Raw genomic sequence first — 10,700 nt, forward strand, 5'->3', positions numbered from 1 at the left:
CGGCCCGGGCAGGGTGACGGCCAGGGCGGCCGCCGCGTTGGCCCGCACGGCCGCCTGACGCGGCGTCAGCCCGCGGGCCAGTGCGGCGGCGAGGACCCCGCAGTGGGTGTCGCCGGCGCCGGTCGTGTCGACGGCGGGCACCGCGAAACCGGGCACGTGTACAGGGACCGGTCCGAGGTCGTCGCCGGCGAGCCAGCATCCGTTCGGGCCGTCTCGCACCACGACGAAGCCGCCGGGGCGGATGCGGCGGACCAGGTGCGCGGCCGCGACGCCGGGCTGGTCCTCCCCGCTCGCGAGCCGGGCCTCCGGCGCGTTGGCACTGAACACGTCGGTGTGCGCCATCACGTCGACGAGGGTGGCCGGGTCGAGGGTTCCGATGAGCGGCGAGGGGTCGGTGATCACCCGGGCACCGGGCGGCAGGTCGCGCAGCCAGCCGGGGATCGCGGCGGCGTTGCGCAGATGCGCGAGGCTGTACCCCGAGACGTACACGATGTCCCCGGAGCGCACCGCGGTGAGGTCCAAGTCCGCCCGGCCCAGCCGCCCCTCGGCGCCGACCCAGGTCACGAAGGTGCGCTCGGCGGACCCGTCGACGAGAACGACGCAATACCCGCTGTCCAAGTCGGAAATCGCCGGCTGAGCGGCCTCGATGCCCTCCGCACGCAGTGCGGCGTGAACGATATCGCCGAACGGCCCCTGTCCGTGCCGGCCGAGGAACGTCACCGGCATCCCGTCGCGCCGGGCCGCCGCCATGGTGTTGAGGCCGCCGCCGGCCGTCAGCCGGGACGAGGATGCGAGGGTGTCGCCGCCGGCGCCGGGCAGTCGGTCGATGGTCAGCACCACGTCAACGAGGACGTTGCCCGTGAAGACCAGGCGGGGACGCTCAGCCATGGTGCGCCCGGCGCAGCTCGAGGAGACCGTCGACGAGCACCGGCAGGTCGAGGTCGTTGACGGTGCGGAGCGTGTCCAGCTCGGCCGCCGGCCAGGCCTGCAGGCCGTGCACAGATCCGAGCACCGCCCCGCAGATTGCGGCGATGGTGTCCGTGTCCCCGCCGAGGCCCGCCACAAGGCAGAGGGTCTCCCAGGGGTTGCGGGAGACCGCGGCCAACGCGAGTGCGGTGACCACCGACTCCTGCGCCGCGACGGAGGTGCCGATCAGGGCGCACACGGCATCCGCCTGGTCATCCGGGTGCAGCCCGGCGAGGTGGCCGACGGCCCAGCGGATGCGCGCTGCGATCGACGACCCTGCCACCCAGTGCCCGCGTTGTTCGCCCTCCGCGGCGGCCATGATGGCGTTCTCGATGGCGTTCTCGAGGGTTGACCCGGCGACCCCGGCGCTCACCGCCGCGGCGACCGCGGCCGCGCTGCCGATGCCCAGGCTGGTGTTGTGGGTGACCAGGCTCGCCTCGGCGACCGCGTCGACGAATACGCCCGTTGGTGCGAGGCCGAACGCGATGCCGACCGGGGTGATCCGCATTGCGGCGCCGTTCGTGCTGCCGAACCGGCCGCTCGTCAGCGCTGATTCGCCGTCGGTGAGCCGTCGCAACGCGGCCGTCGTCGACGGGCCGAGCAGGTCGAGCGAGCCGCGGGCCTTCATCCCGTGTTCCCACTCGCGCAGGCGGGCTGCGAAGACCCCCGGGTCGACGTGGCCGCGGCCGTCAATGAGGAGCCCGGCCAGCATCACGGCCTGTTCGGTGTCGTCCGTGATCGTGCCGGCCCGCATTCCGACGGCGATCCGCTGGCGCGGGCCCGCGTCGCGGAAACCCGTGATGCGGCCGTAGTCTGCCAGAATGTCGGACCTGGACATCGACTGGGTCGGCATTCCGAGCGCGTCGCCGAGAGCCAGGCCGTGGAATGCACCCAGGGCGCGATCCCGTTCCGCCGATTCCGTGCCCATGCCCGTGCCCGTGCCCATGCCCGTGCCCGTGCCCATGCCCATGCCCATGCCTGTGCCTGCCGTCCGACTGTCCACGAGGCCGACTTTACCGGGGGTGGGCGGCCGCGGCGAAACGCCGGGTTCGACCCCGGTGGTTGGCCGACCGGGTGGGCGAGGTCGCGCATCCGCTCGCCGGGTAGGACAGAATGAAGTCATGAGCGTGCGAACCCCTGACCCCGATCCGGACTGGACGCCTGGCCCCGACGGTGTTCCGCCGCCGAACGTGAACCCGGGCTGGCTCACCGACATCGAACTGGCGGAGATCCGGCGCAGGCTGCCGATCCTCTACATCGAGGCCGTTCCCGTGCGCGTCGACGGACTCGGCCAGGTCGTCTCGGTCGGAGTGCTGCTGCGGGCCAGGCCGACCGGCGAGATGACCCGCACGCTCGTATCCGGCCGTGTTCTTTACGGCGAGACCCTGCGCGATGCGCTGTTCCGACACCTCGAGAAGGACCTCGGCCCGATGGCATTTCCGCAGTTGCCGACCAGCCCGGTGCCGGTCACGGTGGCCGAATACTTCCCGATGCCCGGCATCACCGCGTTCACGGATGACCGTCAGCACGCGGTCTCGATGGTCTACGTCGTGCCGGTGACCGGCACCTGCGACCCGCGCCAGGACGCCCTCGAACTCACCTGGATGACGCCGGCCGAGGCCTCCTCCGAGGCCGTCTCCGCGGAGATGGAGGGTGGCCGTGGCGCCCTCCTGCGGATGGCGCTGGCCTCGGTCGGGCAGCTCCGCTAGCGCGGCCGCAGCGCTCCGCTCTCGTTCAGGGTGGAGAAACCCGCGCCACGCCGGGTTCGCCGGCGACGGATGCGGCGGGTCGCGAAAAACTCCATCCCGACCGTCCGCGCGCCGCTGGCGCGCCAGCGGCGCGCGGGGCGTTACCCGGCGGTGGCGAGCGACAGGCGCCGGGCAAGTGACCTGGGTCGCACCAGGCGAACCTCGTGCAGTTCCTCGCCGAGGACTTCCTGGTCCTGCTCGTGTCCGTCCGGGGCGTAGCCGTTGCGCTTGTAGAACGAGTGTGCTCTGGCGTTCTCGGCGGCAACCCAGAGGAACGACGGCCCATCCTCGATGACCGCGTCGAAGAGCTGCTGGCCGATGCCGGTGCCGTGGTAGGCGTCCAAGAGGTAGATGAAGTAGAGCTCCGCCGGTGCGGGCTTGTCGGCGTCGCGTGCCGGGCCGCTGCCGGCGAAACCGACGATTTCCCCGTCGAGGAGCGCGGCCACCTGGCGGTACTGCGGGCCCTGAGAGCTGAATCGTCGCCACATCGCGGCCAGTCGCGCGGGCTGGAGCTGCTCGAGCGCAGCCGTGCTGAGCTGGTTGTCGTATGTCTCGTGCCAGCAGGTGGCGTGGACGCGGCCGAGGCTCTCGGCATCCGATTCGACGACGGGACGGATGAGCGCTGTGGTGACCATGACCCGAGACTAGCTCAGACCCGCGACGCCGATTGACGCGGCTGCTCCCGGGTTCCCTCGGTCTAGCGTGGAGCGGCCGCACGGGGTACCGTCCGTCACATCGAACGGACCGAGTTCAAAGGAGAGCCCCGGATGAATCAGAACAGCGGACCGCGTCATCCCCGGGTCGGGGCCATCCGAAAGCGGGTCCTCGTCGTTCTGGCGTGCGCTGTTGCCGTGGCGGGGGTCCCGGCCACCGCTGCCGTTGCCGGCACCCTGGGGGCGAGTCCGCTCGTTCGGGCGAGTTCGATCGGCAGCCCGTTCGCCGGGGCCGACGCTGATGGTCCTCCCTGCAACGGCGTCCCAGGTTCCGCTCAGGTCGGAACCAACTTCCCCGGCACCGAGCTCGAACCGTCTGTTGCGGTCAACCCCGCGAATGAAGACAATCTCGTCGGCGGCTGGCAGCAGGACCGGTGGTCTGACGGTGGTTCCAACGCGACGTACTACGGGTATTCCACCAACGGCGGCGACACCTGGCAACCGTCAAGAACTCAGCCGACGTTTTCGCGGTGCACAGGAGGCACAGTGGCCAATGGTGGCGATTACGAGCGCTCAACCGACCCCTGGGTCAGCGTTTCACCGGACGGTTCCGCCTATGCCTTCTCGCTCAGCTTCAACCAGACGCTGAGCGGTGAGAACGCGCTTCTGGTCAGCAAGTCGACCGACGGCGGCGCGACCTGGGGTCCGAATGCCGTGCTCAAGCGCGACACGGACCTCAACGTCTTCAACGACAAGAACTCAATCACCGCCGACCCAACCTCCTCCCGCTACGTTTACGCCGTGTGGGACCGGCTCGAGTTCCCCGTTGAACGGGCCTCTCGGGTGGCAGGCGAGCACGCCATCGGCTATCACGGGCCGACGTGGTTCTCACGAACCACGGATGGTGGCGCAACCTGGGAAGCCGCCCGCAAGATCTTCGATCCCGGAACCATCAACCAGACCATCGGCAGCGAGATTGTGGTCACCGGCACCGGAAACCTGATGAACGGATTTGACCTTATCTACAACTTCAAGAACGCGAAGCAAGTGCGGGGCGACAACGTCGCCATCCAGCGCTCCGCCGACAGGGGGTTGACCTGGTCGACCGCGACGATCGTCGACAAGTTGAACAGCGTCGGGGTCACTGACCCAACGTTCGGCAGCCCGGTCCGCACGGGCGACATCATCCCGTCCTGGGCGAGTGATCCGCGTCCGGGACACCAGGAGGTCTACGCGGCCTGGCAGGACGCCCGCTCCACCGGGAACGCGAGAGACCAGATTGCCTTTGCCAAGTCCACCGACGGCGGCGCAAGCTGGGGCACCGTGTCCTACGCCATCAACACGGTCCACTCCTCGCCGGCATTCACGCCGCGCGTGCACGTCCTGCCCGACGGCAGCATCGGCGTGCTCTACTACGATTTCCGCAATGACGATGCGGGGATTCCGCTGGTCACGAGCACATGGTTGCTGCACTCCCACGACGGTGGCGCCACCTGGCAGGAGACACGGGTGGGTGCCGACTTCGACATGTCGAGCGGAGCCAGGGCCCGCGGTTACTTCGTGGGGGACTACGAAGGCCTGACCCACTCGAAGGGTGACTTCCTGGCGTTCTTCACCCGGATGAACGGTGTCGGGGCCAACCCGCCCGGCAGCATCTCACCCCGCCCGGCCAGCGATATCTTCGCCTCGCGTGTGGGGTAGGTCGCGGCCCGGATGCACGGAGCCACTGCGGCACGCGCAGCATCCCTGACACCCGGGCTCACCTACGGCAATATTGAGCGCGTACACACCGGCATCGGAACAACCCTGATCTGCCGGCTGTCACCCGCCTCGTGACTCAGCGCGGTTAGCCCTGGGCGCGGCGGGGAGCCGAGCGGCGAGCGCCACCGGTGGAGCCGGCACCGCGCACGAGGCCGCCGACCTGCAGTCCGCCGGAGCGCCCAGAACCCTGGCCGGTGCGAGCCGCTCCGCCGTTCCCCTGCAGGGAGCGGCTGCGACCCGATGCCGCGGGCCGTCCAGCACGGTCCTGGCGGGCAGCGCCGCCGGCTGCCACGGAGTCGCCGCCACGGCCACCGCGTGCACCGCCCTGGCCGCCCCGACCGCCGCTGTCGCGTTCGTCGCGCTTGCGCTGGGCGTTGGCGCCCTGTGAGCGTCCGGCGCCCTGTGAGCGTCCGCCCTGCGACTGGCGCTGCGGCTGCTCGGTGCGGGGAAGTGGCTTGACGTACTCGGCGACGTCACCGACGATCGCGGCGACGGCGGGGGAGTCCGCGTTCACGCGCTGCGGGGTCACCTTGATGGCGGCCTTGCGCAGCAGCGCGTCAGTGTCGCGGCGCTGTTCGGGAAGGACCAGCGTCACGACGTCCCCGGCACTGCCGGCGCGGGCGGTGCGGCCGGAGCGGTGCAGATATGCCTTGTGCTCGGCCGGCGGGTCTACGTGGATGACGAGTTCGATGTCGTCGACATGCACGCCGCGGGCCGCGACATCCGTGGCGACGAGAACGCTGACGTCGCCGGCGCTGAACGCGGCGAGGTTGCGGTCACGGGCCACCTGCGACAGGTTACCGTGCAGGTCGACGGCGGGAATGCCGGCCTCGGTCAGTGCCTTGGCCAGCTTCTTGGCGTGGTGCTTGGTGCGCATGAAGAGGATGCGGCGGCCGCTGCCGGACGCGAGCTTCTCGATCAGGGCCTTCTTGGATTCGACGTTGTCGACCTCGAAGACGTGGTGGGTCATCGCGGAGACGTGGCTGGTGGCCTCGTCGACGGAGTGCAGAACCTCGTTGTGCAGGAAGCGGCGCACGATCTTGTCCACGCCGTTGTCGAGCGTGGCGGAGAAGAGCAGGCGCTGCCCGCTGTTCGGCGTCTTGTCGAGGATGCGTGTCACGACCGGCAGGAAGCCCAGGTCGGCCATGTGGTCGGCCTCGTCGAGCACGGTGATCTCGACGGCGTCGAGGCTGACGAAGCCCTGCTTCATGAGGTCTTCGAGGCGGCCGGGGCAGGCCACGACGATGTCGACGCCGGCCTTGAGGGCGGAGACCTGGCGGCCCTGCGACACGCCACCGAAGATGGTCGTCGTGTTGAGCCCGTAGGCCTCGGCGAGCGGGGTGAGCGCGTTGGTGATCTGGGTGGCGAGCTCGCGGGTCGGCGCGAGGATCAGTCCGAGCGGACGGCCCGGGCGGCGCTTGCCGCCGGACAGTTTGCCGCCGAGTCGGGCGACCATCGGCAGGGCGAAGGCGAGGGTCTTGCCCGAGCCGGTCTTGCCGCGGCCGAGCACGTCGCGGCCGTTCAGGGTGTCGGGCAGGGTGTCAACCTGGATCGGGAAGGGGCTGTCGATTCCCTGCGCCGTGAGAACGGCGACGAGGGGAGCCGGCACGCCAAGCGTGCCAAAGGAAGTTTCAGACAAAATGGTGCCTTTCGGGCATCAGATTCCTCGCGTGGACCGGCTTTGCGCAGTGGCGGTGGCCGGAACCAGGAGGATTCACATGGCGAAGGTGCCGATGGGCACATCCGTTCGCCGTAAGAAGGTTTCATTCGCAAAATCCGGCCGGCCCACGGGTGGGCTGCCGAAGAAAGAAAGAAGAGGGCGTTCTACGACGCAGCGAATGCAGCTACGCATTCGCAAGCCCCCACTCTAGCGGATGCTGTCAAGTGGCAGCCGAGAAGAGGTCCCTCAGCCGGCGTCGACGTCGGTGTACAGCTCCCCGACGGGCACCTCGACGGCCACGACGTTACCGGCCTGCGGCAGTGGGCAGGCCCACATCGGGTCGTAGGCGCAGGACGGGTTGTAGGCGAAGTTGAAGTCGAGTACGACGCTGTCGTCGTCGGTGCCCGAACCGAGGTCGGCGCCCTTGACGGTGTCGAGCAGGTAGCGGCCGCCGCCGTACGTTCCGCCGGGTTTGCCGGCGAGGCCGTCCTTGACGGGCAGGAAGAGCCCGCCGCCGTAGCTGGCCAGGCGCCACAGGTCGATCGCGCCGAGGTAGGGCAGGCGCACCGTGCCGACCAGGTCGAACGGCACCGTGCCATCCGTGCCCGTGTCGACCTGGATCCGATGCGGCTGCTCGGCCCGGTGAACCTCCACCTCGAACCGCCAGTCAGGGTCGTAGGCCGCGACGGGCAGGCCGGTGAACGCGGCCCGGTCGTCGGGCATCAACGGCGACGACGGATGCCCCGCGAACAGGTCGTCGCGCCCGCTGCGCCACAGTTCGTGGCCCGCCGCGGGGTCGTACGCGCTGAGCTGGCGCACACCGGCGTAGAGGCCGAATACCCGTCGCCGCCAGTCGGCGACCTGGAGGGCGCCGAGCGTGGTGGTCATTCCGTCACCCGCGAGTCGGCATCGGCGGCGGCCGAGGCGTCGCCGGGGCCGGCCGCGGCATCCGCCGGCAGGTCGACCCCGAGGTCGAGCCGCCAGGTCGGGGCCAGGCGCTTGAGCTGGCGCAGCCGCCACTGCCAGAGCGCCCAGAATACGGGCCAACTGGCGAGGGTGAGCGCACCGGTTCGGAAGATCAGCTGGTCGCGGAAGAGTGTTTTTCCGGTGCCCGCCGGGTCGGGGGCGACGGCCATCCGGTGGTCCCAGAGGGTGACGCTGGCGAGTGCGCCGGAGACGCCGCGGCCGGTGTCACGAAGGATGCGCACCCCGTCCTTCCTGGTGGTCTCCATGGTGAGCCGGATCACCTGTTCGCCCATCGGCACGAGACCGAGCGCGTTCAGGGCCACCGGGTGTTCGCCGGGCTCCCAAACGGTGGGGAATCCGTCTGCCTCGAGCGATTCGACGCTCACCACGGGCGAACTCACCTCCCGAAAGACGGCGGGGCTGCGCAGGGCGCGCCAGGCGGCATCCGGGGGGCAGTCGAGGATCTCTTTCAAAAGAACACGCATGCCCCTAGTCTGTGGCGCATTCGGATGCAGTACAACTGAGAGGGTGGCAATTCGATACTGGCTGGGTGTCGCGCCGCGGGAGCAGGTGCTCCGCGGAGTCTCGATGGGACTCGCGCAGGCCAGCCACGGGTCGCGGGCCGCGCTCGAAGACATGCGCGAATCCGACGGTGTCGTCTACTACTCGCCGAGGACCGGCACCGACGGTGAGACCCTGCGCGAGTTCACCGCGATCGGGTGGATCGCCCCGGTTCCCCTCGACCGCACGGGCCAGGCCGGGCAGGCGAGGTCAGGTTCCTACCGGCCGTGGCGGCACCAGGTCGACTACGACACGGATGCCGTCGCCGCGTCGATCAGGCCGCTGCTCACCGTGCTCGAATTCACCCGCGACGATCCCAACTGGGGCTACCAGCTCCGGCGCGGCCTGATCGAGATATCCCGCCACGACTATGACCTGATCCGCCGCCAGATGCGGCGCGGTTAGACGGTCATCCGGTGCCGCGTCCGGCGTCCACCGCGGTCCAGGAATGAGCTCAGGATCGGCGGTTTCGCTGCGAAGACAGGGTCACGGCGTTGGCTAGACTCGCCGGTATGACTGGCGAACTGTGGTGGGTGCCCTCGGCCATCGTCCTCGGGGTGGTGTGCGTCGTCGTGGCGCTGCTGGTCGGGCTTGCCCGGCGCCGGACCAGTGCCCGCGAACGTGCACTGGCGGAGGCGACCGCCGAACGATCCCGCGTCGCGTCGATCGCCCTGGTCCGTGCCGATGACCTGGTCGAGGCCAACGCCGACGAGCTTGCCTTCGCCGTCGCCCAGTTCGGCGAGGGTGCCACCCGTGACTTCGCGGCCGCGCTCGCCCTGTCCACCCGCCAGCTCAAGGAAGCCTTCGCTCTTCAGCAGAAGCTCGACGACGGCATCCCCGACAGCGAAACCGAGCGCCGACGCTGGACCGAGCAGATCGCCCAGCTCGCCGACGAAGCAACCACCCGGCTCCAGGCCCAGACCCGCGACTTCTCCTCGCGGCGGGGCCTCGAACGGGATGCGCCGCTCCTGCTCGAGAAGCTGCAACGCCGCCTCGACCGGGTCGCCGACCGCGTCGCCGCCGGGGCGGCCAGCCTCGCCCGGTTATCCCGCACGTACTCGGCGTCCGCGCTGGCCTCGATCGGTGACAACGCGGGCCGAGCCCAGGCCGCCCTGGGCGAGGCACACGCCGCCACGGACGCCGCCGCGGCCCAGCTCGCGGCCGACACAGCCCGCCCGGTCGGCGATCAGCTCCAGGCGGCCGAGCACGGCCTCTTCCGGGCCGGCAAACTGCTCGATGCGATCGAGACCGGGGAAGACCGGCTGCACCTCGGCTTCGCCGCCCTGGCCCGCGCCCTCGACGCGGCCGACGTCGAACTGGCCGAGGCGCGCACGCTCCGGGACGCGCACGAGGAGCCCGACGCCCGCGTGGACCTCAACCGGGTCATCGCCGAGGCGGACGCGGCGCTGGGCGAACTGCGCCGTTCGGCGCGCCTCAGCGATCCGGCCGCCGACCTCGCCGGGCTCCGGGAGACCATGGACGGGCTGGACGTCATCCGCTCCGACGCCCGCAACCGGCAGCTGCGCCTCGACAACGCCCGCGGCGCCCTCTCCGGCGCGCTGCTGGCCGTGCGGAGCCAGCTCACCGTCACCCGCGACTTCATCACCGGGCAACCCGGACAGGTCGGCGCCGACGCGCGCACGCGCCTGGCCGAGTCCGAGCGCCAGCTCACCCTCGCGCTGGCCGAAACCGACCCGGTCGCCGCCCTCGACGGCGCCCGCCGGGCGATGACCCTGGCGACGGATGCCGACGCGCTGGCCCGGTTCGACGTCCGTTAGTTTTCGCGCCCGCGCGGTTCCCGCCGGCGGGGCCGCTCCCGATATTCTGATCAGGTGATCCCCGTCGACCCCCAGCACAAGTACCAGGTCCGTTTCGATGTCGGCCTCGTCGGCTTCCAGGCCCTCGCCGGGCAGGCGGACGTCGTCATCCTCGCCGATGCGCTGCCGCCCACCGGCTACGCACCGGGGATACCCACCCCGCTGACCGCGCACCGGGTCATCGCGGCCGACCTCGGCACGGCCGCTCGCATCGCCGCCTGGGCGCTCGCCCGGCAGGCGGAGAAGGGCGACCGGTTCCTCGTTGCCGTCATCGCCGTGGGTGAGCGCCGCAACGACGGCACCGCCCGGTTCGCGGTCGAGGACTTCCTCGTCGCCGGCGCGGTCATCGATGCCCTCGCGGGACTCGGGATCGACCATGTCTCGCCCGAGGCGGCGGCCGCCGCCGCGAGCTTCACGGGTCTCAGGCAGGCGCTCCGGCACCTGGTCAGCGCCTCCGAGACCGCGCTCGCCCTCGTTGCCGATGGGCGGCAGGCTGAGGTGACCGCCGCGGTGCAGACACCGGCCATACTCGGCGCGGCACACGCCGGCGCCGCACCCGCCGGCGCCG

11 protein-coding genes are annotated in these 10,700 nt (G+C 70.7%); 5 read left to right on the plus strand and 6 right to left on the minus strand.

Annotated elements, in window-relative coordinates; genetic code table 11:
* Both E3O19_RS00110 and E3O19_RS00115 read right to left on the minus strand, forming a co-directional pair.
* A partial coding sequence (locus E3O19_RS00110) for a PfkB family carbohydrate kinase (protein WP_134564614.1) occupies positions 1-888 on the minus strand: 888 nt, incomplete at its 3' end.
* Positions 881-1,969 (minus strand): ADP-ribosylglycohydrolase family protein, encoded by a 1,089-nt coding sequence (locus E3O19_RS00115; protein WP_241981099.1) that lies wholly within the window; start codon positions 1,967-1,969, stop codon positions 881-883. The genes E3O19_RS00115 and E3O19_RS00110, both read right to left, overlap by 8 nt.
* A gap of 118 nt (positions 1,970-2,087) precedes the next feature.
* On the opposite strand from E3O19_RS00115, the gene E3O19_RS00120 reads away from it, so the two are divergent.
* The gene (locus E3O19_RS00120; RefSeq protein ID WP_134508317.1) at positions 2,088-2,675 is read left to right on the plus strand and encodes an NUDIX hydrolase family protein; all 588 of its coding nucleotides are present in this window, start codon (positions 2,088-2,090) and stop codon (positions 2,673-2,675) included.
* A gap of 140 nt (positions 2,676-2,815) precedes the next feature.
* Here E3O19_RS00120 and E3O19_RS00125 read toward each other — a convergent pair whose 3' ends face one another.
* Positions 2,816-3,349 (minus strand): GNAT family N-acetyltransferase, encoded by a 534-nt coding sequence (locus E3O19_RS00125; RefSeq protein ID WP_134564615.1) that lies wholly within the window; start codon positions 3,347-3,349, stop codon positions 2,816-2,818.
* Between the two features lie 132 nt (positions 3,350-3,481).
* Between E3O19_RS00125 and E3O19_RS00130 the strand changes: the two genes are divergently transcribed.
* Complete coding sequence (locus E3O19_RS00130; protein ID WP_134564616.1) at positions 3,482-5,068, plus strand: sialidase family protein; 1,587 nt, start codon at positions 3,482-3,484, stop codon at positions 5,066-5,068.
* 145 nt (positions 5,069-5,213) lie between these two features.
* Here the strand turns inward: E3O19_RS00130 and E3O19_RS00135 are convergent, their stop codons facing one another.
* The 3 genes from E3O19_RS00135 to E3O19_RS00145 all read right to left on the minus strand — a co-directional run bounded on the left by E3O19_RS00135 (position 5,214) and on the right by E3O19_RS00145 (position 8,239).
* Complete coding sequence (locus tag E3O19_RS00135) at positions 5,214-6,767, minus strand: DEAD/DEAH box helicase (RefSeq protein ID WP_134564617.1); 1,554 nt, start codon at positions 6,765-6,767, stop codon at positions 5,214-5,216.
* Positions 6,768-7,034: 267 nt separating this feature from the next.
* Positions 7,035-7,676 (minus strand): DUF1684 domain-containing protein, encoded by a 642-nt coding sequence (locus E3O19_RS00140; RefSeq protein ID WP_134564618.1) that lies wholly within the window; start codon positions 7,674-7,676, stop codon positions 7,035-7,037.
* Complete coding sequence (locus E3O19_RS00145) at positions 7,673-8,239, minus strand: hypothetical protein (RefSeq protein WP_174776863.1); 567 nt, start codon at positions 8,237-8,239, stop codon at positions 7,673-7,675. Before E3O19_RS00145 ends, E3O19_RS00140 begins: the two co-directional genes overlap by 4 nt.
* A gap of 43 nt (positions 8,240-8,282) precedes the next feature.
* Here E3O19_RS00145 and E3O19_RS00150 point away from each other — a divergent pair, with 43 nt between their 5' ends.
* From E3O19_RS00150 to E3O19_RS00160, 3 genes are all read left to right on the plus strand, one after another.
* The gene (locus E3O19_RS00150; protein WP_241981100.1) at positions 8,283-8,720 is read left to right on the plus strand and encodes an EVE domain-containing protein; all 438 of its coding nucleotides are present in this window, start codon (positions 8,283-8,285) and stop codon (positions 8,718-8,720) included.
* A 107-nt stretch (positions 8,721-8,827) separates the two neighbouring features.
* Positions 8,828-10,093: a hypothetical protein gene (locus tag E3O19_RS00155; protein WP_134564620.1), complete on the plus strand. Its 1,266-nt coding sequence runs from the start codon at positions 8,828-8,830 to the stop codon at positions 10,091-10,093.
* A gap of 54 nt (positions 10,094-10,147) precedes the next feature.
* A partial coding sequence (locus tag E3O19_RS00160) for a hypothetical protein (RefSeq protein WP_134564621.1) occupies positions 10,148-10,700 on the plus strand: 553 nt, incomplete at its 3' end.

The sequence above is a fragment of the Cryobacterium algoritolerans genome (assembly GCF_004402785.1).
GTDB classification, from domain to species: domain Bacteria; phylum Actinomycetota; class Actinomycetes; order Actinomycetales; family Microbacteriaceae; genus Cryobacterium; species Cryobacterium algoritolerans.

Bases quoted from the DNA above. Each gene is read 5' to 3' on its own strand.
- E3O19_RS00120 (WP_134508317.1), top strand. From the start codon at position 2,088: ATGAGCGTGCGAACCCCTGACCCCGATCCGGACTGGACGCCTGGCCCC.
- E3O19_RS00125 (WP_134564615.1), bottom strand. From the start codon at position 3,349: ATGGTCACCACAGCGCTCATCCGTCCCGTCGTCGAATCGGATGCCGAG.
- E3O19_RS00130 (WP_134564616.1), top strand. From the start codon at position 3,482: ATGAATCAGAACAGCGGACCGCGTCATCCCCGGGTCGGGGCCATCCGA.
- E3O19_RS00140 (WP_134564618.1), bottom strand. From the start codon at position 7,676: ATGACCACCACGCTCGGCGCCCTCCAGGTCGCCGACTGGCGGCGACGG.
- E3O19_RS00145 (WP_174776863.1), bottom strand. From the start codon at position 8,239: ATGCGTGTTCTTTTGAAAGAGATCCTCGACTGCCCCCCGGATGCCGCC.
- E3O19_RS00155 (WP_134564620.1), top strand. From the start codon at position 8,828: ATGACTGGCGAACTGTGGTGGGTGCCCTCGGCCATCGTCCTCGGGGTG.